At 61.4% G+C, this 25,087-nt stretch carries 23 protein-coding genes; 4 read left to right on the top strand and 19 right to left on the bottom strand.

Translation table 11 applies throughout. The features are described from left to right. Positions 1-8 precede the first annotated feature (8 nt). On the top strand, positions 9-785 hold the full coding sequence (locus AC1DIJ_RS09190; RefSeq protein WP_112385746.1) for a hypothetical protein: 777 nt from the start codon (positions 9-11) through the stop codon (positions 783-785). 159 nt (positions 786-944) lie between these two features. Here the strand turns inward: AC1DIJ_RS09190 and AC1DIJ_RS09185 are convergent, their stop codons facing one another. The 9 genes from AC1DIJ_RS09185 to AC1DIJ_RS09145 form a co-directional block, all read right to left on the bottom strand. Beyond that, positions 945-2,603 carry an OFA family MFS transporter gene (locus AC1DIJ_RS09185; protein WP_112385747.1) on the bottom strand — a complete coding sequence of 553 codons (1,659 nt, stop codon included), beginning with the start codon at positions 2,601-2,603 and terminating at the stop codon, positions 945-947. An 89-nt stretch (positions 2,604-2,692) separates the two neighbouring features. Then, positions 2,693-2,938: a formate dehydrogenase subunit delta gene (locus tag AC1DIJ_RS09180; protein ID WP_112385748.1), complete on the bottom strand. Its 246-nt coding sequence runs from the start codon at positions 2,936-2,938 to the stop codon at positions 2,693-2,695. Further along, positions 2,928-3,755: a formate dehydrogenase accessory sulfurtransferase FdhD gene (gene fdhD, locus AC1DIJ_RS09175; protein WP_112385749.1), complete on the bottom strand. Its 828-nt coding sequence runs from the start codon at positions 3,753-3,755 to the stop codon at positions 2,928-2,930. The genes AC1DIJ_RS09180 and fdhD overlap by 11 nt, the downstream gene beginning before the upstream one ends. Next, on the bottom strand, positions 3,755-6,634 hold the full coding sequence (fdhF, locus tag AC1DIJ_RS09170) for a formate dehydrogenase subunit alpha (RefSeq protein WP_112385750.1): 2,880 nt from the start codon (positions 6,632-6,634) through the stop codon (positions 3,755-3,757). The genes fdhD and fdhF overlap by 1 nt, the downstream gene beginning before the upstream one ends. Before the next feature lie 6 nt (positions 6,635-6,640). Continuing rightward, positions 6,641-8,197 (bottom strand): formate dehydrogenase beta subunit, encoded by a 1,557-nt coding sequence (locus AC1DIJ_RS09165; protein WP_112385751.1) that lies wholly within the window; start codon positions 8,195-8,197, stop codon positions 6,641-6,643. Beyond that, on the bottom strand, positions 8,194-8,673 hold the full coding sequence (locus tag AC1DIJ_RS09160) for a formate dehydrogenase subunit gamma (protein WP_112385752.1): 480 nt from the start codon (positions 8,671-8,673) through the stop codon (positions 8,194-8,196). Before AC1DIJ_RS09160 ends, AC1DIJ_RS09165 begins: the two co-directional genes overlap by 4 nt. Positions 8,674-8,810: 137 nt before the next feature. After that, positions 8,811-9,707: a LysR family transcriptional regulator gene (locus tag AC1DIJ_RS09155; RefSeq protein ID WP_112385753.1), complete on the bottom strand. Its 897-nt coding sequence runs from the start codon at positions 9,705-9,707 to the stop codon at positions 8,811-8,813. Between the two features lie 66 nt (positions 9,708-9,773). Further along, the gene (locus tag AC1DIJ_RS09150) at positions 9,774-10,118 is read right to left on the bottom strand and encodes an ArsR/SmtB family transcription factor (RefSeq protein WP_112385754.1); all 345 of its coding nucleotides are present in this window, start codon (positions 10,116-10,118) and stop codon (positions 9,774-9,776) included. A 102-nt stretch (positions 10,119-10,220) separates the two neighbouring features. Next, positions 10,221-10,991, bottom strand: coding sequence for an SDR family oxidoreductase (locus tag AC1DIJ_RS09145; RefSeq protein WP_112385755.1), 771 nt, complete (start codon positions 10,989-10,991; stop codon positions 10,221-10,223). Positions 10,992-11,085: 94 nt separating this feature from the next. Between AC1DIJ_RS09145 and AC1DIJ_RS09140 the strand changes: the two genes are divergently transcribed. Beyond that, the gene (locus AC1DIJ_RS09140) at positions 11,086-11,868 is read left to right on the top strand and encodes a DeoR/GlpR family DNA-binding transcription regulator (protein ID WP_112385756.1); all 783 of its coding nucleotides are present in this window, start codon (positions 11,086-11,088) and stop codon (positions 11,866-11,868) included. Between the two features lie 98 nt (positions 11,869-11,966). After that, positions 11,967-13,490 (top strand): glycerol-3-phosphate dehydrogenase, encoded by a 1,524-nt coding sequence (gene glpD, locus AC1DIJ_RS09135; RefSeq protein WP_112385757.1) that lies wholly within the window; start codon positions 11,967-11,969, stop codon positions 13,488-13,490. A 67-nt stretch (positions 13,491-13,557) separates the two neighbouring features. Here glpD and AC1DIJ_RS09130 read toward each other — a convergent pair whose 3' ends face one another. The 10 genes from AC1DIJ_RS09130 to AC1DIJ_RS09085 form a co-directional block, all read right to left on the bottom strand. Continuing rightward, entirely contained in the window at positions 13,558-14,487 is a 930-nt protein-coding gene (locus AC1DIJ_RS09130; protein ID WP_112385758.1) for an aldo/keto reductase, read from the bottom strand. A gap of 199 nt (positions 14,488-14,686) precedes the next feature. Next, the gene (locus AC1DIJ_RS09125; RefSeq protein WP_112385759.1) at positions 14,687-15,094 is read right to left on the bottom strand and encodes a F0F1 ATP synthase subunit epsilon; all 408 of its coding nucleotides are present in this window, start codon (positions 15,092-15,094) and stop codon (positions 14,687-14,689) included. Beyond that, a complete protein-coding gene (locus AC1DIJ_RS09120; protein ID WP_112385760.1) occupies positions 15,094-15,327 on the bottom strand; it encodes a hypothetical protein in 234 nt (77 codons plus the stop codon). Before AC1DIJ_RS09120 ends, AC1DIJ_RS09125 begins: the two co-directional genes overlap by 1 nt. After that, positions 15,327-16,799, bottom strand: coding sequence for a F0F1 ATP synthase subunit beta (gene atpD / locus AC1DIJ_RS09115; protein ID WP_112385761.1), 1,473 nt, complete (start codon positions 16,797-16,799; stop codon positions 15,327-15,329). Before atpD ends, AC1DIJ_RS09120 begins: the two co-directional genes overlap by 1 nt. A gap of 23 nt (positions 16,800-16,822) precedes the next feature. Next, positions 16,823-17,707 (bottom strand): F0F1 ATP synthase subunit gamma, encoded by an 885-nt coding sequence (locus AC1DIJ_RS09110; RefSeq protein WP_112385762.1) that lies wholly within the window; start codon positions 17,705-17,707, stop codon positions 16,823-16,825. Between the two features lie 26 nt (positions 17,708-17,733). Beyond that, positions 17,734-19,263: a F0F1 ATP synthase subunit alpha gene (gene atpA, locus AC1DIJ_RS09105; RefSeq protein ID WP_112385763.1), complete on the bottom strand. Its 1,530-nt coding sequence runs from the start codon at positions 19,261-19,263 to the stop codon at positions 17,734-17,736. After that, positions 19,263-19,829, bottom strand: coding sequence for a F0F1 ATP synthase subunit delta (locus AC1DIJ_RS09100; RefSeq protein WP_112385764.1), 567 nt, complete (start codon positions 19,827-19,829; stop codon positions 19,263-19,265). Before AC1DIJ_RS09100 ends, atpA begins: the two co-directional genes overlap by 1 nt. Before the next feature lie 254 nt (positions 19,830-20,083). Then, on the bottom strand, positions 20,084-20,473 hold the full coding sequence (locus AC1DIJ_RS09095) for an AGROH133_08824 family phage infection protein (protein WP_477831386.1): 390 nt from the start codon (positions 20,471-20,473) through the stop codon (positions 20,084-20,086). Between the two features lie 82 nt (positions 20,474-20,555). Continuing rightward, a complete protein-coding gene (locus tag AC1DIJ_RS09090) occupies positions 20,556-22,772 on the bottom strand; it encodes a primosomal protein N' (RefSeq protein ID WP_112385766.1) in 2,217 nt (738 codons plus the stop codon). Between the two features lie 51 nt (positions 22,773-22,823). Next, a complete protein-coding gene (locus AC1DIJ_RS09085; protein WP_112385767.1) occupies positions 22,824-23,972 on the bottom strand; it encodes an AAA family ATPase in 1,149 nt (382 codons plus the stop codon). A gap of 135 nt (positions 23,973-24,107) precedes the next feature. Between AC1DIJ_RS09085 and AC1DIJ_RS09080 the strand changes: the two genes are divergently transcribed. Further along, positions 24,108-25,043 (top strand): tyrosine recombinase XerC, encoded by a 936-nt coding sequence (locus tag AC1DIJ_RS09080; RefSeq protein WP_112385768.1) that lies wholly within the window; start codon positions 24,108-24,110, stop codon positions 25,041-25,043. Positions 25,044-25,087: the final 44 nt, after the last annotated feature.

Genomic DNA, 25,087 nt, shown 5'->3' with positions numbered 1-25,087 from the left:
GGTTGGAAATGCAGTATCACAAATCGGCTATCACTGTACTCGCCATCAGCTGTGCAGCGTTGATCATGCCGTCCCAGGCTAGCGCCGAAGGCCTTCTCGGCGGCCTCGGAAACGCCCTCAGCGGCGGCTCCAAGAGCAGTACGAGCAGCGGGAGTACAAGCAGCGGCAGCAAGAGCAGTGGCGGTGGCCTCAGCATAGGCGGTAGCAACGGCATCAGCATCGGCAACAATGGCGGGCGCGGCCTCAGCGCGTCCATCGGTGGTTCCAGCGGCGTCAATGCCAGCGTCGGCGGCACATCGAAGGGTGGACTTGGCGTCAACGCGTCCGTTGGCGGATCCGGCGGCATCAATAGCAAGACGAGCATCGGCGGCGGAACAAAAGGGCTCGGAGTCGGCACGACAGCAAGCGTCGGCGGCAGCAAAGGTTTGAATGCTGACGTCAAAGCCAATGTCGGCGGTAGTGGCCTCGTCAGCGCCAGGGCGAAAGCTGGATTGGGCGGCAACACGCTGGTCGATATCGCCCTCGGCGTGCCGGGCATCGATCCGGATGATCCGACCGGCCCTAATGGTCCTAATGGCCCCAACGGTCCCAATGGCCCGAACGGGCCGAGAGATCCCAATGGCTCGAATGGCCCTCGTGGTCTGAATGGGCCGGCCTACTCCTACAATGACATGTCGGCAGCCGAGCGCGCCAAGGTAAAGCTTCGCTGCCGGGACATTCTCGGCTCGGGCGGCTACGAGGCAAGCCTCGTCAAGCTCTGCCGCATGGTAATCGCGATGCGCTGACCTCCTCCCCCGGGACCGTGTCCGGCGCGAGAGGCCGGATGCGGCCTGGTGGTGAAAGCGCCCAACTCCGGAATTCGCGCCTCTCCCCGGAGGCGCCTTTTTCATGAGAAAGGCACGCGCTGAGACGCGTGCCTTCCCTTAGATTCACCAAGGTTCCGATCAGCCGAACAAGGCAAACGTCGCCTTCAGCGTGACCCATACGCCCCACAGGAGAGGAATGCCGACCACGGCCCAGGCAAGTGCTGCCTTGGCGTCGAAACCGCCGCGGCCGATGCCGAAGGAACCGCTCGGCCCTGCACTTGCAGCGGCCGACTTGGCCTGCAGCGATGCCACTTCCGCGTCGGACATGAACCACTTGTCAGCAAGCGGCCGGACGAAGAGGTTGCCGATCAGGCCGAGTGCCAGCATTCCGGCGAGGATATACATCGTGCCGGTATAGAGCGCCGGTCCAGGCGCCACGCCCGCCGAGATCTGCGCCTCGCGGATGTAGTTGACGACCACAGGGCCGACGATACCGGCAGTCGCCCATGCCGTCAGCAGACGGCCATGGATGGCGCCTACGAACTGCGTGCCGAAGATGTCAGCGAGATAGGCCGGGATTGTCGCGAAGCCGCCGCCATACATCGACAGAATGATGCCGAAGGCGAGAACGAACAGCGCCTTGTTACCCATATCCGCAAATGTCGGAGCTGCGGCATAGAGAACGATACCGAGGATGAAGAACGTGAAGTAAGTGTTCTTGCGGCCGATCCTGTCCGACAAAGAAGCCCAGAAGAAGCGTCCGCCGATATTGAAAAGCGAAAGCAGACCGGCAAAGCCCGCCGCGATCGTTGCGATCGATGCTTTCTGGCCCGCATCGAGTTGCGCGAAGCCGACGTCAGGCAGACCGATCAGCGAACCGGCAAAGATTTCCTGCAGCATCGGCGATGCCATGCCGATAACGCCGATACCAGCAGAGACGTTGAGGCAGAGAACCGCCCAGATCAGCCAGAACTGCTTGGTCTTGTGCGCATCGCGCAGGTGCACGTGCTTGGTGGTGATCATGCTGCTCTTGGCAGCAGGGGCCGTCCAGCCCTCAGGACGCCAGCCGGCCGGCGGAATGCGGTAGCCGAAGGCACCGCCCATCATGAAGACGAAGTAGATGACGGCCATGACCACGAAGGTCTGCCAGACACCGACCGACGTGTCGGTCTTGAAGTAGTTCATCAGCAGATTTGCGAGCGGAGCGCCGATCATCGCGCCGCCGCCGAAGCCCATGATCGCCATGCCGGTCGCCATACCGCGACGGTCCGGGAACCACTTGATCAGCGTCGAGACCGGCGAGATATAGCCGAGGCCGAGGCCGATACCGCCGATCACACCGGCACCGAGCCACATTAGCCACAGCTGATGGGTCATGACACCGACGGCAGCGACGAGAATACCGCCGCACCAGCAGCAGGCGGAAACGAAACCGGCCTTGCGCGGACCGACCCTCTCAAGCCAGCCGCCCCAGATTGCCGCAGAGCAGCCGAGGAGCACGAAGAACAGCGTATAGATCCAGCCGAGATCGGCAACGCGCCAGTCGCAGGTCGTGGTGAAAAGGGCCGAAGCCAGCGTCAGATCCGGGCAGGCCGTCGAGGTGCTGATCCCGAGAGATTTAGACAGCGGCAGCCAGAACACGCTGAAGCCGTATGCCATGCCGATGCACAGATGAATGGCGAGTGCGGCCGGCGGCACAAGCCAGCGGTTGAACCCCGGTTGCGCAATAATTCGCTCACGATCAAGCAGGCCAGCGCCCGCCAGTACCCCTGCTCCTGATGTATCCGCTGCGGTCATGAATGAGTTCCTCCTGGATCTGACCTTGCTGACATGAATCGCGCTCGACAGGCAAAAACAACCTGCGTCCCCCTCGCGCGAAACAATGTTTAGTGCCGGATAGGCTCCGCCGGCTCGGGCTTGCGGATCAGGGAAGAGGCCTCGATCACCAAAGGGTCGAAGCCGTTATTCTCCTGCTCCAGAATTTCGAAAAATTGGCGCCGCATGCGCGGTTCCCAGAATTTGTTGATATGCGTGGCAACCCCCTGCGCCGCCTCACTGGCCGGTTGGGTCTTGAAAAACGTGGCAATCTGATTGGCCATGTAGACCAGCTTGGAACGCGTATCATGCGACATCGGCGATGCTTTCCGGCGAAATGCGGTGAGGATGGGTGAAAATCTCGAAATCATCGCCGCGAACCAGGGCGACCAGCGTCATCCCGGCGTCCTCGGCCGTGCGAATGGCGAGTGCCGTCGGCGCCGAAATCGCAATCAGGATCGATGCGCCAAGAATTGCCGTCTTCTGCACCATCTCGACGGATATACGGCTGGTGACGACGACAGCACCGCCGATGCCGGTATTGCCTGAACGGATGACCGCACCGCAAAGCTTATCCAGCGCATTGTGCCGCCCGACATCCTCACGAACGGCCGAGAGCCTCTGCCCAGGAATATAGAAGCCTGCGCCATGGACGGCACGGGTTTCGCGATGCAGAGGCTGCGCCTCGTTGAGCAGGTTTGCAGCGCGCACAATATCGCCGTGCGTCAGCGCCAAGGGCGAACCGGAAACGTCCGGCACCTTGCGCACAGCCTGCTCGATCGATTCGATGCCACAAAGGCCGCACCCGACGGGACCGGCCATGCTCCGGCGGCGCGCGCGCAGCGCATCCTCGACATCGTCAGCAAGCGTCACCTGCACGTCGATACCGAGATCACCATCGACGATCTCGATAGACGAAATTTCGCCGGTGCTGCCGATAATGCCTTCGGTCAGGCTGAAGCCGACGGCAAAATCCTCGAGATCATCCGGCGTCGCCATCATCACGGCATGCGAACTGCCGCCATAGGAGAAGGCAATCGGCACCTCTTCCGGCACGATGCGTTCTCCCGGCATCACCACACCGCCCTTGCGGGCGGTGCGGCTGACCGAGATGCGTGTGTGCCGTTCGGACATTACTCCGCGGCCTCCATCTTGCCGGAGATACGGCGGCTCTGGCGGGCCTGCTCGTCATATTCGAGCTGCCACTCGGTCGGCCCATTGGAGGGCGAAACCTGCACCGCCGTCACCTTGTATTCCGGGCAGTTGGTCGCCCAATCGGAGAAGTCGGTGGTGATGACGTTGGCCTGCGTCGTCGGATGATGGAAGGTCGTGTAGACAACGCCGGGCGCAACGCGCTCGGTGATCAGCGACCGCAAAGTCGTGTCGCCGGAGCGGCTCTGCAGCTTGATCCAGTCGCCATCGCGGATGCCGCGCTGTTCGGCATCATGCGGATGGATTTCCAGCCGGTCTTCTGCGTGCCAGGCAACGTTCTCGGTGCGGCGCGTCTGCGCTCCCACATTATACTGGCTGAGAATACGGCCGGTGGTGAGCAGCAGCGGGAATCGCGGACCGGTGCGTTCGTCAGTTGCGACATACTCGGTGCGGATGAACTTGCCCTTGCCGCGGACGAAGCCATCGACATGCATGATCGGCGATCCCTCAGGATGCTTCTCGTTGCACGGCCACTGAACAGAACCCATCTTTTCCAGATAGTCGTAGGACACCAGCGCGAAGCTCGGCGTACTCGCCGCGATCTCGTCCATGATCTCGGACGGATGCTTGTAGTTCCAGTTGAGCCCCATCGCTTGGGCGAGCTTCTGCGTCACTTCCCAGTCGGCATAGCCGTTCTTCGGGGTCATCACCTTGCGTACGCGGTTGATGCGTCGCTCTGCGTTGGTGAAGGTTCCGTCCTTCTCCAGGAAGGTCGAGCCCGGCAGGAAGACATGCGCGTAGTTGGCGGTCTCGTTGAGGAAGAGATCCTGGACGACGACGCATTCCATCGCCGCCAGACCGGCCGCGACATGCTTGGTATCGGGGTCCGATTGCAGGATGTCCTCACCCTGGATGTAGAGCCCCTTGAAGGTGCCATCCACAGCCGCATCCAGCATGTTCGGAATGCGCAGGCCCGGCTCGTTGTTGAGCTTTACGCCCCACAGCTTTTCGAAGACATCGCGCGTCGCGTCGTCGGAGATATGGCGATAGCCCGGCAGCTCGTGCGGGAAGGATCCCATGTCGCACGAGCCCTGCACGTTGTTCTGGCCGCGCAGCGGGTTCACGCCAACGCCTTCGCGGCCGATATTGCCTGTTACCATTGCCAGGTTGGCGATCGCCATGACGGTCGTCGAACCCTGGCTGTGTTCGGTAACGCCGAGGCCGTAATAGATCGCGCCATTGCCGCCGAGCGCATAGAGCCGGGCTGCGCCGCGCAGATCGGCAGCCGGAACGCCGGTGAACTTCTCGGTCTCCTCGGGGCTGTGCTGCGGCTCCGAAACGAAGGCCGCCCAATCCTCGAATTCCGACCAGTCGCAGCGCTCGCGGATGAATCGCTCGTTGAACAGACCTTCGGTGACGATGACATGCGCCAGCGCCGTCATGACGGCAACGTTGGTGCCCGGTCTCAGCGGCAGATGATAGGCCGCCTCGACATGCGGCGTGCGCACCAGATCGATGCGGCGCGGATCGATGACGATCAGCTTGGCACCCTGACGCAGCCGCTTCTTGAGCCGCGAGCCGAAGACCGGATGACCATCGGTCGGGTTCGCACCAATGACGACCACGACGTCGGAATGCTCGACGCTGTCGAAATTCTGCGTACCGGCCGAGGTGCCGAAAGCCTGGCCGAGACCATAGCCGGTCGGCGAATGGCAGACGCGGGCGCAGGTATCGACATTGTTATTGCCGAAGCCGGCACGGATCAGTTTCTGGACAAGGAAGGTCTCTTCGTTGGTGCAACGCGACGACGTGATGCCGCCGACCGCTTCGCGGCCATACTGATACTGGATGCGCTTGAACTCGGAAGCGACATGCGCATAGGCCTCGTCCCAGGTGACTTCCCGCCAAGGATCCGAGACCTTCTCGCGGATCATGGGATTAAGGATGCGATCCCTGTGAGTCGAATAGCCATAGGCGAAGCGGCCCTTGACGCAGGAATGCCCGCGGTTTGCCTGACCGTCCTTCCACGGCGCCATGCGCACCAGCTCCTCGCCGCGCATTTCCGCCTTGAACGAGCAGCCGACGCCGCAATAGGCGCAGGTGGTGACCGCCGAATGCTCCGGCTGGCCAATCTCGATCACCGACTTCTCGGTCAGCGTCGCCGTCGGGCAGGCCTGCACGCAGGCGCCGCAGGACACGCATTCGGAATCAAGGAAATGTTCATGCATGCCGGGCGAGACGCGAGAGCCGAAACCGCGGCCTTCGATCGTCAGCGCGAAGGTGCCCTGCACCTCTTCGCAGGCCCGGACACAGCGCGAGCAGACGATGCATTTCGACGGGTCATAGGTGAAATACGGGTTCGACTCGTCTTTCGGAATCCATTTCAGGTTGATCTCGCCATTGCTGCGCGCCTTGACGTGATTGTCGCCTTCATAGCCATAACGAACGTCGCGCAGGCCGACGGCACCCGCCATGTCCTGCAATTCGCAATCGCCATTGGCAGCGCAGGTGAGACAGTCGAGCGGGTGGTCGGAGATGTAGAGTTCCATCACCCCACGGCGGATATCCTTGAGCCGCCCCGTCTGCGTATGAACCACGAGACCCGACGCAACCGGCGTCGTGCAGGAGGCCGGCGTGCCGTTGCGTCCCTCGATCTCGATGAGACAGAGACGGCAGGAACCGAAGGCATCGACCATATCGGTAGCGCAGAGCTTCGGAACCTGGATCCCGGCCTCCATCGACGCGCGCATGATCGAGGTGCCCTCAGGCACAGTGATTTCGCGGCCGTCGATGGTCAGCGTGACCATGGCTTCGGATTTCGAAGCCGGCGTTCCGTAGTCGATTTCATGAACGAGAGACATGGGTCTTTACTCCGCCGCTTCGATAAGGGGTGTTGGAGCGAAATCGTCCGGGAAGTGCGTCATCGCACTCATGACCGGATATGGGGTGAAGCCGCCCAGGGCACAGAGCGAACCGAATTTCATGGTGTTGCATAGATCGGTGAGGAGCGCCCGGTTCTTCTCCGGTTCGATCCCCCGGGCGATCTTGTCGGCCGTCTCGACGCCACGTGTCGAGCCGATGCGGCAGGGCGTGCACTTGCCGCAGCTTTCGACCGCGCAGAACTCCATCGCGAACCGCGCCTGCTTCAGCATGTCGGCGCTGTCGTCAAAGACGACGATACCCGCATGGCCGATCAGACCATCCTTGGCGGCGAAAGCTTCGTAGTCGAACGGCGTATCGAACAGCGCCCGCGGGAAATAAGCCCCAAGGGGACCGCCGACCTGAACCGCCTTGACCGGACGTCCGCTCGCAGTGCCGCCACCGATCTTGTCGACGATATCGCCGAGCGACAGGCCGAAGGCCGTCTCGTAAAGACCGCCATGCTTGACGTTTCCGGCGATCTGCAGCGGTATCGTGCCACGCGAACGACCCATGCCGAAATCACGGTAGAAAGCTGCACCCTTGTCGAGAATGACAGGCACCGATGCCAGCGAAATGACGTTGTTAATGACGGTCGGTGACGCAAACAGCCCGTTGTGAGCAGGCAGAGGCGGCTTGGCGCGCACGACACCGCGCTTGCCTTCCAGGCTGTTCAGCAGCGCCGTTTCCTCTCCGCACACATAGGCACCGGCGCCCATGCGCACTTCGATGTCGAAAGCCTTGCCTGATCCCATGACCGAAGGACCGAGAACACCGGCCTTGCGGGCGATCTCGACCGCCTCTGTCATCGCCGCGATCGCATGCGGATATTCCGAGCGGGTATAGACAAAGCCCTTGGTGGCGCCTGTCGCAAGCCCGGCAATCGCCATCCCCTCGATCAGCACGAAGGGATCGCCTTCCATGATCATCCGGTCGGCAAAGGTACCGCTATCGCCTTCGTCAGCATTGCAGACGATGTATTTGCGCGGCCCCGAAGCGTCGAGAACCGTTTTCCATTTGATGCCGGTCGGGAAGCCGGCGCCCCCTCGCCCGCGCAGCCCGGAATCGGTGACTTCCTTGACGATTTCCGCAGGCGCCATCTGAGCGGCACGCTTCAAGCCCGCCAGGCCACCATGCGCCTGATAATCCTCAAGCGACAGCGGATCGGTGATGCCGCAGCGGGCGAAGGTCAGGCGGGTCTGTTCCTTGAGGAATGGGAGGCTTTCGACCTCCCCAAGACAGAGCGCGTGATCGCCGCCGGACAGCAGCCCGGCCTCGAACAAGCCCTCGATATCCTTGGCCTTCACAGGACCATAGCCGATACGCTTGCCTTCGATCTCGACTTCGACGAGCGGCTCCAGCCACAGCATGCCGCGCGAACCGTTGCGCACCAGCTTCACGTCGAGACCGCGAGCAGCAATCTGCGCGGCCACTTCCTTGGCAACCTTGCCGGCGCCGAGCGAAAGCGCCGCCGCATCGCGGGGAACAAAAATCTTGACGGTCATCGCCGCGCCTCCGCAATGAATTCGGCAACCGTCTCGTCATCGACGCGGCCGTAAAGCTCGCCGTCCAGCATCGCCGCCGGCGCGCAGGCGCAGAGCCCGAGACAGTAGACCGGCTCCAGCGTGACGTTGCCATCGAGCGTCGTCTGATGGAAATCGATACCCAAAAGCGACTTGACCCGCTCAGCCATGGCATCTCCGCCCATCGACTGACAGGCCTCGGCCCGACAGAGTTTCAGAACATGGCGCCCGGCCGGATGATCCCGGTAGTCATGATAGAAGGTCATCACGCCATGCACTTCGGCGCGCGACAGGTTCAATTCGTCAGCGATCACAGGAAGCGCTTCCTGCGGCACATAACCGAACTCATCCTGGACTTCATGCAAGATAGGAAGAAGCGGACCTTCGAGAGACCGAAGGCTCGAGACGATCGCGCGCGTACGCGCGGCAATATCGCCGGTGGCGACATGGGCATTCATTTTGGCAGGCCTCCCAGGGCTTCCCGTTTCAGCCGCCACACCAGCCTCCCCCAGCTTGGTATGACATTGTGACAGGAAGTGTCTCAGGGAACATGCAGGCGATCAATAAAGCTGTTCCGTCGATTGATAGGTTTTTCCTATCGAAGATCTTCGCTCTCCGCGAGTATCCTTGCCTCATGCAACAGCGCAGAGACGAGTGGCGTGAACGGCTCGCGATGTGTCGCGACCAGACCGACAAGATGATCGGCCTCCGGCTCGACAATCGGGATCATGCGGATTTCAGCCGGAAAACCGAAAGATTCGGCCACATTCCGCGGCATGATGCTTGCCCAGCGGCCGGTGCGCACGTGAGAAAACAGTACGATCATCGACCCTGATTCCAAAGTCGGATGCGCCGTCGCACCGGCCTCGGCCAGATGCCGGTTGATGATCCGGCGGTTCTGCATGTCTGCAGTCAATAGACAAAGCCGAAGATGACCCACCTCGCGCCAGGTCACAGTTTCGCGATCGGAAAGCGGACTGCCGGCAGCTGTGATCAGGTTGTAGCGCTCGGCATAGAGCGGAACCGTCGTCACCCGCCCAAGCGGTTCATTCTCCAGATAGGTGATGCCGGCATCGATCTCGAGATTTTCGAGCATGCTCAGAACCTGCAGCGAGTTGCGCGAGACGATCGAAAAGGTAACGTCGGGGTGCCGCTCCTGAAACGGCGTGGTGATCCGCGGCAGCATCGCCAGCGCGGTTGGAATGGAAGCGATCCGGAGGTGACCGGAAAGCCCCTTGCGGGCGGTGCGCATCTCCTCGCGCATCGTGCGGGTATCGCCGACGATCCGGCGCGCCCACTCAAGCACACGCTGCCCCTCTGGTGTCAGCCCCTGGAAGCGCGACCCGCGCTGCACCAGCATGACGCCCAGCTGGTCCTCCAGCTGGCGGATCGCCGCCGAGAGCGTCGGCTGTGAAACGCCGCATTCCTCGGCCGCGCGACCGAAATGCTTTTCATTGGCAAGGGCTATGAAGAATTCCAGCTTATCGATCATCCGGTCTCCCGCCGAACTTCCTGTTCAGGCATCTTTGGCCGGAGAACACACGCTTAGCAAGAGCGGCTATCGGGCCGCTGCGGCTCCAGGAAACAGCGCGAAAAGCGAATCCAGGAAGGAGGCGACACTCTCGTTTCCGAGGCTGTAGTAGACGAGACGTCCCTCACGGCGGGTATTGACCAGACCTTCCATCCGCAGCCGCGCCAGCTGCTGCGAGACCATCGCCTGTTGCACGCCGAGCAGCTCTTCGATCTCGCTGACGGTCTTTTCCTCTTCGGCAAGAATGCAGAGAATGAGGAGCCGCGTCTGGTGCGCCATTGCCTTGAGGAGGCTGCTTGCTTCATGAGCTTTCTCAGCAAGCTTCTTCAATTCCTGACCAGCTGTTCCCGGCGCAGTTGTAGGCAATGGCATTCGGATTCTCTGATGGACGCGTTAGGACGGGCCCAAGCGATAGCATATTCGCACCGTTATACTGCGCAATTTTACTAAAATACCAAAAATAGTCCAAGTAAATCAGCAGATAAGCTGGCCGCCATTAATTTCCAAGACTTGGCCGGTGATGTAGCCGGAGAGTGCGGGCGCCGCCAGGAAAAGATAGGCAGGGGCGCAGTCCGCAGCGGTTCCGAGCCGCTGCAGCGGAATGGTTTTGCGGGTCTGCTCCAGCTTTTCGCGCGACGAATAACGCTCGTGGAAATCCGTCTCGATCGTCCCTGGCGACACGCAATTGACACGGATCGCATCGGGCGCAAGCTCGCGCGCCAACGCCTTGGAATAGGTGGAAACGAAGGCTTTCGAAGCCGAATAGATCGCCGATCCCGGACTGCCGCCGGTCAGCGCCGAAATCGACACGGTATTGACGATCGCCGCGCCGTTGGCGGCCCGCAACGCGGGGAGAAGCGCACGCGTCACCTCGACGACGGATGTCTGATTGAGCCGAGTGATCGCTTCATATTCGCTGTCGGTAAGCTCGCCTGCCGGAAACCGGCCGACCATCGTGCCCGCATTGTTGACCAGCACGTGGACGCTGCCGAACGCCTGAAGAACCTGATCCGCAAATTTTGCGGTACCGCCGGAAGCGGTAAAATCGCCAGCGATCAGCACCGCACGGCCGTCCGCTTCCGCAGCCGTCAGGAAGTCTGGCAGCTGCCGTTCGGTGCTCCGGCCGGTATGAACGGCAACACGCGCACCGCAATCAAGAAATTGCCGGACGACTTCGAGGCCGATGCCGCGGCCCGCGCCGGTGACAACAACATTGCGGTTTTCGAAAAGCTTTGGATCAAACACGCGATGGCCCTCCCGGCGTCGGCTTTCAGTCGCCGATTGCGCAATTTTCGCTTTAACATATGATCGCAAAAAACGAAAGAAAGGGAGGCGCAGCATGTTTCTGTCCGGACGGCAGACCGAGATCCTCGATATCGCCAAGTCCGAGGGCCGCGTGCTGGTAGAAGATCTGGCGGCGCGTTTCTCGGTGACCCCGCAGACCATCCGCAAGGATCTCAACGATCTCTGCGACAGTCGTGTGCTGACCCGCATCCATGGCGGCGCGATCTTTCCGGGTGGTACGGAGAACGTCAAATACGAGGCACGACGCTCGATCGCCGCCAACGAGAAGACGGCGATCGGCCGGGCAACCGCAGCCCTCATCCCCAACAATGCCTCTCTGTTCATCAATATCGGCACGACGACCGAAGCCGTTGGCGAAGCACTGATCGAGCATCATGAGCTGATGGTCATCACCAATAACATCAACGTCGCCAGCCGCTTGCGGCTCTTCCCCTCGATCGAGGTGGTGATCGCTGGCGGTGTCGTGCGCCATTCCGATGGCGGCATCGTCGGCGAGGCGGCCGTCGATTTCATCCGCCAGTTCAAGGTCGACTACGCCGTGATCGGCGCCTCAGCGATCGATCCGGATGGCGCGCTGCTCGATTTCGACTACCGCGAAGTCAAGGTTGCCCAGGCAATCATGGCCAACGCCCGGCACGTGGTCCTGGTCGCCGATTCCACCAAGTTCGAGCGCACCGCGCCTGTCCGTATCGGCCATCTCTCGCAGGTCCACACCTTCGTCACCGATGAATGCGCCCTGGATTCGCTGCGGCGGATCTGTTCCGAGGGCGGTATCAGCCTGGTTGAGACCAACAGGACGGACGGCGGGAAAGATTAAATCTGCATCGTCGCAAAAGGTTCGTTTGACATTCACTTTCTTTCGTTTTAGCGCTTAACGGATTTCATTTTTAAGCACTAAATCATTGGAGAGCGTGCGTGAGCGGGCAGATTTTCGACCTATTCGTGATCGGCGGCGGGATCAACGGCTGCGGGATCGCCCGGGATGCGGCTGGCCGCGGCTATTCTGTAGCGCTGGCCGAGATGAACGACTTCGCCTCGGGCACGTCGTCGGGTGCCACCAAGCTCATCCATGGCGGTCTGCGCTATCTCGAGCATTACGAATTCCGGCTGGTCAGGGAATCGCTGATGGAGCGCGAAGTGCTCTGGGCGATGGCGCCGCACATCATCTGGCCGATGCGCTTCGTGCTGCCCTACCACAAGGGCGGCATCCGCCCGGCCTGGCTGATCCGTCTCGGGCTGTTCCTCTATGATCACTTGGGTGGCCGCAAGCTTCTGCCGCCGACGGCAACGCTCGACATGCGAACCGATCCGGCCGGCAAGCCGCTGAAGGCGCTGTTTGCCAAAGCCTTCGAATATTCCGACGGCTGGGTCGACGATGCCCGCATGGTGGTGCTCAACGCCAGGGATGCCAGCGATCGCGGCGCGCTGATCATGCCGCGCACGAAAGTGGTGTCGGCCAGGCGCGAGAACGGCCTCTGGATCATCGAGACGGTCGATACGCTGTCTGGGCGCAATTCGACGCATCAGGCCCGCATGCTGGTCAATGCCGCCGGTCCCTGGGTCGATCATGTGATCCGTGCCGCCTTCGGCGAGAACGAGGCACGCCACGTCCGCCTCGTCCAGGGCAGCCACATCATCGTTAGGAAGAAGTTCGAGGGTCCCAAGGCCTATTTCTTCCAGAACCCCGACAACCGCATCATCTTCGCCATTCCTTATGAGACCGACTTCACGCTGATCGGCACCACCGACCGCGATTACACCGGCGATCCCAGGGATGTCAGGATCTCCGGCGAAGAGACCACCTATCTCTGCAATGCGGCAAGCGAGTATTTCAAGGAGCCGGTAAAGCCCGAGGATATCGTCTGGACCTATTCGGCGGTTCGCCCGCTGTTCGACGATGGCGCCTCGAAGGCGCAGGAAGCGACGCGCGACTATGTGCTGAAGCTCGAGGGGAAAGACGGCAGCGAAGTCAACAATACACCGCTGCTCAATGTCTTCGGCGGCAAGCTGACGACCTACCGGCGGCTGTCGGAACATGCGCTGGAAAAGATCGGCGAGGCGATCGGCGTCAAGGGCAGTCCGTGGACGGCGAAGAGCCATCTGCCGGGCGGGGATTTTCCGGTGCAGGGTTATGAGGCGGAGGTTGGCAAGTTGAAGGCTGTGTATCCGTTCCTCGCCGACAGCCATGCCCGCCGGCTGACGCGCCGCTATGGCACCAGGGCCAATGTGCTGCTCGGCAAGGCCGCGTCATCAGCTGATCTCGGCAGGCATTTCGGATCGGATCTCTACGAGGCGGAGGTGCGCTATCTCATGCAGAACGAATGGGCCTTCACCGCCGAGGATGTCCTCTGGCGGCGCAGCAAGAAGGGGCTCTATCTCAGCAAGGAAGAGGCGGCAGCGCTGGAGAGCTTCCTGCAGGCCGAGCGGCTCGCCGCCTAAGTGTCTGCAGGGGGGCAGCGCCGGTCCTTACTGAGCCGGCGCAACGCTTCCCGTTGGCTTCCACGTTTTACGGCAGTTGATAGCCGGCCGCCTTGAACATCCGGTACCACTCCTCGCGGCTCAGCTCGATGTCAGCTCCGATCGCGCTGTCACGCAGGCGTTGGGGGTTCGTCGTTCCCAGCACCGTCTGAATTTTGGCGGGATGACGCGCGATCCACGCGACAGCAATGGCAGCAGGCGTCGCACCGTAAGTTTCCGCAAGTTGGTCCAGAACCTTGTTGAGCTCCGGATAATTCTCGCGGTCGCCCAGGAAAATGCCTTCAAAGAAACCATGCTGGAACGGCGACCACGCCTGCAATGTGATGTTATTGATCCGGCTGTAGTTGACGAGCTCGCCATCCCGGTCGATCGACTGCTCAGATCCACCCATATTGGCGGCAACCCCGAATGCGATAGACGGCGCGTGGGCAACGCTCAGCTGGATTTGATTTGCTATGATCGGCTGGGTAACAGCTGTCTTCAGCAAATCGATCTGGCCTGGCGTATGGTTCGAAACACCGAAATGGCGAACCTTGCCCGATGCATGGAGCTTGTCGAATGCCTCTGCGACCTCTTCCGGCTCCACCAGCGCATCGGGCCGATGCAATAGAAGCACGTCCAGATAGTCGCTCCGCAGGGCCTTGAGGGACCGGTCGACGCTTGCGAGGATATGTTCCTTGGAGAAATCGAAATATCCCGGCCGGATCCCGCATTTGCTTTGAATGACGATCTGGTCCCGTTCGTCGGCTGTGAGGCGAAGAGCGTCACCAAACCGTGCTTCGCAGCGATGGGGCGCGCCGCCATAGATGTCCGCGTGATCGAAAATATTGACGCCGATCTCCCGGGCCGCCGAGTAGAGGGCTTTAATTCCGCTGTCATCCAGCGTGTTGATCCGCATCAGGCCGAGCACGACACTCGATACCGACACGCCCGAGGTCGAAAGCTGAATATTTTTCATGGGAACTCCCTGCAGCAATTGCGAATAGTTGAGGGACCCTATTAGGCGTGGAAGCCAAAATCTAGAGCCGATAGTGGGCCGCCCGCGACCGCCAGATACTCAAGATCTCATGTTCATTGCTAGTGGATCGGCACTCATGTGCCCAAAACGAAAAAAGCGGCCCTGAAGGCCGCTTTCGATCATTTGGGACTATTCCCGATCAGTCCTGTTCGACAACGCCACGCAGATGCGTGAGTTCGAGGATGAACTGCTCGAGCTTGGACTTGTGCTCGTGATGCTCGGCATCATCGAGATCCTTCTGCGCCGCTTCGATACGGCGGGTCAGTTCGTCCTTGTTGATTTCCTCGACCGGAACGGCCGATTCGGCGAGCAGCGTGCAGCCCGTCGGCAGGATGTCGGCGAAGCCGCCGAACACGACGTAGTCCTGCTTGCTGCCGGAGGCCGAGCGAACGCTGACGATGCCGGGCTTGATGGTCGTCATCGTCGGCGCATGGTGGGCCATGACCGTCATCTCGCCCTCGGTTGCCGGAATGACAACTTCCGTCACCATCTCCGACAGGAGCAGACGCTCCGGAGATACGAGTTCAAAATTGAAATTGTCAGCCATCAGTGACTTACCTTCTCGGCCTTTGCATCTTGCAGTTTGGTCCCGCAGAACGGGCAGTGCTGTATCGCCTGATCGAGATAGCCGAGGCCTTCTTCGGCCTGAACCAATCCGACAACCATCATCAGCGCACCGTTATCCGCCCTGTAGACGGTGGGCGCTGCGGGTTCCGGAAGATCTGCCACGACCACCCGAAGGGAGTCGCAGCAGAAAATCTCGTCTTGCGCGTCGCTCATCAAGCGGCTGCGGAGAGCTTCTTGGCCTTTTCGATGGCTTCTTCCATCGAGCCGACCATGTAGAAGGCTGCTTCCGGCATGTCGTCGTAGTCGCCGTTGACCAAGCCCTTGAAGCCCTTGATCGTGTCCTCGAGCGCGACGAGCTTGCCCGGCGAACCGGTGAAGACTTCGGCGACGAAGAACGGCTGCGACAGGAAGCGCTCGATCTTGCGGGCGCGGGCAACGGCCAGACGGTCTTCTTCAGACAGTTCGTCCATACCCAGGATGGCGATGATGTCCTGCAGGGACTTGTAGCGCTGCAGCGTCGACTGAACCTTACGAGCGACTTCGTAGTGCTCTTCGCCGACAACCATCGGGTCGAGCATGCGCGACGTGGAGTCGAGCGGGTCAACGGCCGGATAGATGCCCTTTTCAGCGATCGAACGCGACAGAACGGTCGTTGCGTCCAAGTGGGCGAACGAAGTTGCCGGAGCCGGGTCGGTCAAGTCGTCGGCCGGAACGTAAATGGCCTGAACCGAGGTGATCGAACCGGTCGTCGTCGTGGTGATGCGTTCCTGCATCTGGCCCATGTCCGTTGCGAGCGTCGGCTGATAGCCAACGGCCGAAGGAATACGGCCGAGCAGAGCCGAAACTTCGGAACCTGCCTGCGTGAAGCGGAAGATGTTGTCGACGAAGAACAGAACGTCCTGGCCCTGGTCGCGGAAGTTTTCAGCAACCGTCAGACCCGTCAGAGCGACGCGAGCGCGGGCGCCCGGCGGTTCGTTCATCTGGCCGTAAACGAGGGCTGCCTTCGAGCCTTCGCCGCCGCCGTGCTTGTTGACGCCGGACTCGATCATTTCGTGGTAGAGGTCGTTGCCTTCGCGGGTACGTTCACCCACGCCTGCGAACACCGAGTAACCACCGTGCGCCTTGGCGACGTTGTTGATCAGTTCCATGATGAGAACGGTCTTGCCGACGCCTGCGCCGCCGAAGAGGCCGATCTTGCCGCCCTTTGCGTAAGGCGCGAGAAGGTCGACGACCTTGATGCCGGTAACCAGGATCTGTGCTTCCGTCGACTGTTCGACGTAAGACGGTGCATCCTGGTGGATGGCGCGCTTGGAAGCGGTGACCAGCGGACCGGCTTCGTCAACCGGCTCGCCGATGACGTTCATGATACGGCCGAGCGTTTCCGGACCGACCGGAACCGAGATCGGCGCGCCGGTGTCGAAAACTTCCTGGCCACGGACGAGACCTTCGGACGAGTCCATGGCGATCGTACGCACGACGTTTTCACCGAGGTGCTGCGCGACTTCAAGAACCAGGCGGTTGCCCATGTTCGTGGTTTCGAGCGCGTTCAAAATCGCCGGCAGTTCGCCTTCGAAAGCCACGTCGACGACGGCGCCGATAACCTGTGTGACCTTGCCGACAGAGCCTGTGGCGGTCTTCTTAGCGGCGGTCTTCGCTGCCGCCTTCGGGGTAGCTGCCCTAGCCATTCTAATACCCTCTTTCTCTAACCTCAGAGCGCTTCCGCGCCCGAAATGATTTCAATGAGTTCCTTGGTGATCTGCGCCTGACGCTGACGATTGTAGTTGAGCGTCAGCTTGTTGATCATCTCACCTGCGTTACGTGTCGCGTTGTCCATGGCGCTCATCTTCGCGCCCATCTCGCCAGCTGCGTTTTCAAGCAGTGCGCGGAAGATCTGGACAGAAATGTTGCGCGGAATCAGATCCTCAAGGATCGATGCCGGATCCGGCTCGTATTCATAGACAGCGCCGGCATGGGCAGCATCCTCGGTGACGCCTTCCGGCACCTTCGCGGGAATGATCTGCTGTGCCGTCGGGATCTGGCTGATGACCGACTTGAACTCGGAATAGAACAACGTGCAGACGTCGAACTCACCAGCTTCGAACATCTCGATGATGCGCTTGCCGATCTGGTCCGCATTCTCGAAGCCGACACGCTTGACGTCGCGCAGTTCCTTGCGCTCGGTGATGAGCGAAGAGAATTCGCGGCGCAGGCTGTCGTAGCCCTTCTTGCCAACGGTGAAGATCTTGACGGTCTTGCCCTGAGCAATGAGCTTGCGGGCATGATCACGTGCAAAACGCGAAATCTGCGAGTTGAAACCGCCGCAAAGACCGCGCTCTGCGGTGCAGACGACGAGCAGGTGAACCTGATCCTTGCCTGTACCGGTCATGAGCAACGGCGCACCGTCGGCGTCGGTAACTGCATGGGCGATGTTCGCGAGAACAGCCGCCATGCGCTCCGAATAAGGCCGGGCGGCCTCGGCCGCCTCCTGCGCACGCCGAAGCTTAGCCGCGGCGACCATTTTCATCGCCTTGGTAATCTTCTGCGTCGCCTTGACGGAGGCGATCCGGTTTTTCAGATCCTTAAGTGAAGGCATCCGTTATCCGTCCTAACTGAGCCCGATCAGGCGAAAGACTTCGAGAACGAGTCGAGAGCAGCAACGAGCTTGCCCTTCGTATCGTCGCTGATGGCCTTTTCCGTGCGGATCGTATCGAGGATCGCCTTACCTTCCGAGCGGAGGTAGGAAAGCAGACCCTGTTCGAACTTGCCGATCTGGTTGACGGCAATCTTGTCGAGATAGCCATTCACGCCAGCGAAGATCACAGCAACCTGCTCTTCGGTCTTCAGCGGCGAGAACTGCGGCTGCTTCAGAAGTTCGGTCAGACGTGCGCCGCGGTTCAGCAGGCGCTGCGTCGAGGCATCGAGGTCCGAACCGAACTGAGCGAAGGCGGCCATTTCGCGGTACTGGGCGAGTTCGCCCTTGATCGAGCCGGCAACCTGCTTCATCGCCTTGATCTGCGCGGCAGAACCGACGCGCGAAACCGACAGACCGACGTTAACAGCCGGGCGGATACCCTGATAGAACAGGTCGGTTTCGAGGAAGATCTGGCCGTCGGTGATCGAGATCACGTTGGTCGGGATGAACGCCGAAACGTCGTTACCCTGCGTTTCGATGACCGGCAGAGCGGTCAGCGAACCGGCGCCCTTTTCGTCGCTCATCTTTGCAGCGCGCTCGAGGAGACGCGAGTGAAGGTAGAAAACGTCGCCCGGGTAAGCTTCGCGGCCCGGCGGGCGGCGCAGCAGGAGCGACATCTGACGGTAGGAAACGGCCTGCTTGGAAAGGTCGTCGTAGCCGATGAGAGCGTGCTGGCCGTTGTCACGGAAGTATTCGCCCATGGCGCAACCGGCAAACGGTGCCAGGAACTGCATCGGAGCCGGATCGGAAGCCGTCGCAGCAACGATGATCGAGTACTTCAGAGCGCCGCGTTCTTCGAGAACCTTGACGAACTGGGCAACCGTCGAGCGCTTCTGGCCGACAGCGACGTACACGCAGAACAGCTTTTCGCCTTCCGGACCAGACTCGTGAATAGCCTTCTGGTTCAGGATCGCGTCGAGAATGATGGCGGTCTTGCCGGTCTGGCGGTCACCGATGACGAGCTCGCGCTGGCCACGGCCGACCGGGATGAGCGCGTCGATAGCCTTGAGGCCGGTCGACATCGGCTCATGAACCGACTTACGCGGAATGATGCCCGGAGCCTTGACGTCAACGCGCGAACGGCGCGTTGCGTTGATCGGGCCCTTGCCGTCGATCGGGTTGCCGAGAGCGTCGACAACACGGCCGAGAAGTTCCGGACCAACCGGAACGTCAACGATGGCACCCGTACGCTTGACGGTGTCGCCTTCCTTGATGTCACGGTCCGAGCCGAAGATAACCACGCCGACGTTGTCGGATTCGAGGTTCAGGGCCATACCGCGGATGCCGCCGGGGAACTCGACCATTTCACCGGCCTGAACGTTGTCCAGACCGTAAACGCGAGCAATACCGTCGCCGACAGAGAGAACCTGGCCGACTTCCGAGACTTCAGCTTCTTTGCCGAAGTTTTTGATTTGATCTTTGAGAATTGCGGAAATTTCCGCGGCGCGGATATCCATCAGCCAACCTCTTTCAATGCAAGCTTGAGAGTAGAAAGTTTGGTACGAAGCGACGTATCAATCTGACGGGACCCGACCTTCACGATCAGACCACCAAGAATTGACGGATCAACCGTGACGGCAATCGCCACGTCTTTGCCGGTGGCGCTCTTCAGCGCCGCCTTCAATTCAGTTTCCTGCGCTGCGGTCAGCGCATGGGCCGAGGCAACCTCGGCAGAAATTTCGCCACGCTGACGGGCAGCGATGATGCGGAAGGCCTTGATCATGCCCGGGAGGGCGAACAGGCGGCGGTTACGCGCCACGACCTTCAGGAAGTTACCGACGAAACCGGAAATACCGGCCTTCTCGCTGATGGCGACGATAGCCTTCAGCTGATCGTCAGCCGAGAATACCGGGCTGGCGACGAAACGCTTCAGGTCGTCGCTCTCATCCAGCATCGCCTGGAAACGGTCGAGATCAGCGGTGACGCTCTCGACGGCACCTTCTTCAAGCGCCAGATCGAACAGCGAGGACGCATATCGCTCTGCAACACCAGAAGTAAGCTGGGACGTGTCTGCCACGGGCACAAATTTCCCTGATTTCAATTCAAGAATCCGGCCGTCGGCGGGCGCCTGACCTATGCTCTTGAATTCGTTTTGATTTCCCCCAGAAATCGCAAGAGAAGCCTCTTGCTTCTTCCGAAATTCGGGGTCCGTCTAACATAGGACGCAGGGACTCGCAACACGCGTAACGCCCGAATATGCCTTTCGAATGATTTTCTATCGGCAAAATCGTGAAATGGCGTGGAGGCAGGCGAGCAGGCGGTCCGCTGCCCGGTAATTCAGGTTGTGAGGAAGCCGAAAGAATAGGCCAGCGGAACAGCCGCGAGGATCGCCTGCACAACCAGAAGTAAATAGTTGATAATTGCGCTCCCCTTATCTGAAAGGAGCGAAATGATGCGTGCGAAAAACGCCATCGCGAAGGCGGCGCCGAGCGCCATATAGATGAAGTCCTGCGCCAGCATGATCGCCGCAAGGCCGAATCCGAGATAGAATCCGCCGACCGACCGCTGTTCCGCGTAGCCGTCCCGCCGCTCGCCGCGCGGCGCAAGCCCAAAAAGCTTCATCGCATAACCGGGCGCGAACATCATGACGAAACCGGCAGCCGCCGTGAATGCCGCGCAGCAGAATGCCAGCTGCTCGCCAAAGGTTTCCGGAAAATAGAACTCCATGAATCGACCCCAAATCATGCCGCGTTTGGCAGTCCTTATGGCATGATTGCAGGCGGTGGAAAACGGCCAGCAGACGCTGTTTTTAAAGGAAGCTCTGCGGATCGATGTCGAGCTGGACCTGAATGGAGCCACGCCCTTTCGGCGCCTGCGACAGCATGGTCTTCAGAAACGCCTGCATATCGGAATTACGGCGCCCGTGGACGAGCAACCGGAAACGATGGCGACCGCGGACGATTGCAAGCGGCGCTTCGGCCGGTCCCAGCACGGAAATGCCCGAGACCTGCGGCGCGGAACCGCGGATGCCGCGCGCATGAGCCTCCGCATCCTGGCGGGTCTCCGCCGAAACGATGATCGAGGCGAGACGGCCGAACGGCGGCAGAATCGCGCGCTCGCGCTCGGTGATCTCGCGCTCGTAGAAGGCACCCGCATCGCCCGAGACGATCGCCTGCATGACGGGATGCTGCGGCTGATAGGTCTGCAACAGACCGTGGCTCTTCAAACCCGTTCGTCCGGCGCGGCCGGTAACCTGCGACAGCAGCTGGAAGGTTCGCTCCGCCGCGCGCGGATCGCCGTTGGCGAGGCCGAGATCGGCATCGACGATACCAACCAGCGTGATCAGCGGGAAGTTATGCCCCTTGGCGACGAGCTGCGTTCCGATGACGATATCGGCCTCACCCTTGGCGATCGCATCAAGCTCCAGCCGCAGCCGCTTCACACCGCCGGTGATATCGGAAGAGAGCACGATGGTGCGCGCGTCGGGAAAATGCCGCTCGACTTCCTCGGCGATCCGCTCCACCCCGGGGCCACAGGCGACGAGATGATCGAGCGTGCCGCATTCCGGGCATGCCTCAGGCGTGCGCTCGGTATGGCCGCATTGATGGCATTGCAGCTGGCTTCGGAAGCGGTGCTCCACGAGCCAGCTTGAACATTGTGGGCATTGGAAGCGGTGACCGCAGACACGGCAAAGCGTCAGCGGAGCATAGCCACGGCGGTTGAGAAAGAGCAGCGCCTGCTCCTTCTTCTCCACCGTCTTGCCGATCGCCCGGATCAGCACCGGCGACAGGAAGCCGCCGCGCTCCGGCGCGTGACGCCGCATATCGACAAGGTGAAGATCAGGCATCGCCGCATCGCCGAAGCGCGTCGGCAGATGGATCGTCGTGTAGCGGCCGCTCTGGCCATTGACCTGGCTCTCCACCGATGGCGTGGCCGAAACCAGCACGACGGGAAAATCACCGATACGGCCGCGCACCACGGCCATGTCGCGTGCATTGTAATAGACCCTGTCTTCCTGCTTGTAGGCCGGGTCATGCTCCTCATCGACGATGATGAGACCGAGATCCTCGAACGGCAGGAACAGCGCCGAGCGCGCACCGGCAACGACGCGCACCTCGCCGGTCACCGCTTGGCGCCAGACCTTTTCTCGCATGCGCGGCGCGAGATCCGAATGCCATTCGGCGGGCTTGGCCCCGAAGCGATCCTGAAAACGTTCGAGGAAGCTCGCCGTCAGCGCGATCTCCGGCAGCAGGATCAGCACCTGCTTTCCACGCCGCAGCGTCTCGGCGATCGCCTCGAAATAGACTTCGGTCTTGCCGGAGCCCGTCACGCCGTCGATCAGCGACACCGCGAACGCGCCGTTGCGCACCTCGGCCAGAATCTCGTCGGCGGCTTCCTTCTGCGGACCGGCGAGCCGCGACGGCGCAAAGTCCGGATCGGGCTTCGCGACGACAGGCGGTGGCGGCAGAAAGATGGTTTCGAAAATCCCCTGGCTGATCAGGCCATCCACGACACTGGTAGAAACACCCGCGGCATGGGCGAGCCCTGTCCGCGTCCAAGAAACGCCGTCGGAAGCCGTATCGAGCACGCGGGCGCGCGCCGGTGTCATCCTCTCCGGTCCGCCGCCGACGAAGCGCAGGCCTTCCACCATCGGCTCCGGTTCGAAAGCATTCGGAGCCCGAAGAGCCATGCGCGCCACGAGACCGGGCGGCGAGAGCGTATAGGCGGCGACCCAATCGATGAAATCGCGCATCTCCTTGGTCAGCGGCGGGCAATCGAAGACATGGGTGATCGGCCGCAGCTTCTTCGGATCGACGCCATCTTCGCCGCCATCCCAGACGACGCCGATGACCTGACGCGGCCCAAGCGGCACCTGGACGACAGAACCGGGCTCGACCGCCATGCCATCAGGCACGGCGTAGGAATAGGGCCGCGGTGCAGGCAGCGGAACGAGCACCGGAACCGTGCGGGTTGCCGGTGGTGTCTCGAACAATGCGCCAAAGAGATCGGACGAATCTGTGCTCATCGCGGCAGACCATGCCCGCAACGCAACAGAAAGGAAACCCGCTGAAAACGGCTAGTCGTCTTCGTCATCGTCACCAGCAATCGTGCCCGTCAGCCGCATGCCTTCGATCCAGGTGGCGCCGTTCTCACGGATCACCTTGCGCGGACGAACGCCGCATCGCTCACGCACCGCTTCCGCCAGCTTTTCGGAATGCGTCACGATCCAGACCTGACTGCTCTTCGAAGCCTCAGCAATCATGTCGGCAAGCGGCAATAGCATATCGGGATGCAGGCTCGCCTCGGGTTCGTTAAGCGCGATCAATGGCGGCAGCCGATAGGAAAGAAGTGCAGCCGCAAGACCGAGAAAACGAATCTGTCCATCCGAAAGCTCGCGGGGCTGAAACACCCGATGCGGAAAATCGGGCAGAATAAGCCCGAACTCTGCCGTCTCTCCCGGATCAGGAACAACGAGCTTCGCCCCGCCGAGCGCCGATGCCAGAATACGGTCGAGTTCCACCGTATCCTGCCTGGTATGGACAAGCGTCGCGAACACAGCGGCCAGATTGGCGCCGTCCTCATCGAGCATCGGACCGGTGACGGCGAGGCAGGGGTGGCGCAGAGGCGACGCCCGGTCGGTGCGAAAGCCATGGAAAAAGCGCCAATTGCTAACGATCCGCCGGAAGGCCGCAACCTCGGGAAAATGCCCGGCGTCACCGAGCAGCGCGATCGCCGTTTCCGAGGTCAGTGCTTCATCCGGATAGTTCTCCATCCGGCCGTCGCCGCCGCGCACCGAGATGGCAGGCCCGGCACGTTTCATCATCGTCACTGCCCGGCGCCCGGTCTCCACCGAAAGCTCCTCGGCCTTCACCTGTGGTTCGAGCGCAAAGCCTGCCGCTGCCTTCGGCGGCCGGAGCCCGGCTTCGACGTGATAGCGAAACGTGATCGCCCGCTCCTCGTCGACGATCTCGACTTCGAGCCTGATACGCGCCGGTCCCTCGGATTTGCGCCGCGTCCCCGACCAGAGCGCCGAGAGCATCCCGCCTTCCGCTGCAAGCTCGTGCGCCAATCGTCCCCGCACCGCCGCCTGTACCAGCTGCAGCGCACGGTAGAGATTGGATTTGCCCGCACCGTTTTCGCCAAGGAACAGCGTCGTATCCGCCAGATCCATACGGATCGAACGCAGCGAACGGTAATTCTGGGCAAACATCGAGCGAAGGCGCATGACACCGCTTTAGCGCAAAGCAGCACCAAAAAGAATGGGTGGGACGCGGCTCCAGCCTGGCTTGGCCGATCTTAGCAATTCCATAATGTCCCTCGGTCAAGATCGGCAGCGAACACCAAAATCAAGGCCGCCGCCGTGAACGAACTTCTGATTATTGCCGATCCGCGGCTGATGGCCGAACGCAGCGCCTGGCTTATGAGCCTCGCGGGCGAACGCCGCCTTTCAGCTCATACGCTCGACGCATACGAACGCGACAGCCGCCAGTTTCTGACCTTCCTCACCGGCCATCTCGGTGGCCCCACGACGCTGAAGGATATCGAGGCGTTGCGCCCTGCCGATTTCCGCGCCTTCCTGGCCGCCCGCCGCAAGGTAGGATCAGGCGCCCGCTCGCTCGGCCGCAATCTCGCCGGCCTGCGCTCGCTGCTTCGCTATCTCGAAAAGAAGGGCCTGGTGAACGCTGCCGGTGCCAGCGCGGTGCGCTCACCCAAACAGCCGAAATCGCTGCCGAAGCCGCTTTCCGACCGTCAGGCCGTAACCGTCGTCAGCGGCGAGGCGCAGATGCATGACGAGCCCTGGATCGCCGCCCGCGACGCCGCGGTCATGACACTGCTTTACGGCTGCGGCCTGCGCATCTCCGAAGCACTCGATCTGACACCTGGAGATTTCCACGCCGGCGCAACGTCACTGCGTATCACCGGTAAAGGCAACAAGACACGCTTGGTCCCCCTACTTGCCATCGTCGGTGAGGCGATCGGTAAATACAGCGCGCTTTGCCCGTTCCATCTCGAGGCAACCGAGCCGCTCTTCCGCGGCGCCCGCGGCGGCAAGCTGCAGCCGGCGATCATCCAGCGCACGATGCAGACGATGCGCAGCGCCTTTGGCCTGCCGGAAACCGCAACGCCGCATGCGCTGCGCCACTCCTTCGCCACCCATCTGCTCGCCGGCGGCGGAGATCTGCGCACCATCCAGGAGCTTCTCGGCCACGCCAGCCTTTCCACCACCCAGGTCTATACGGGCGTCGATTCGGCCCGGTTGCTCGAAGTCTATGATCGTGCCCACCCAAGGGCGTAATCATACGTTAACGCATTCCCTTAAAGGAATATGCGCGAAGGCGG

It is taken from the genome of Rhizobium sp. 10N427, from assembly GCF_056394605.1.
Note: the sequence above shows the minus strand (reverse complement) of the source record. Positions and strands in the feature narration are given on the sequence as shown.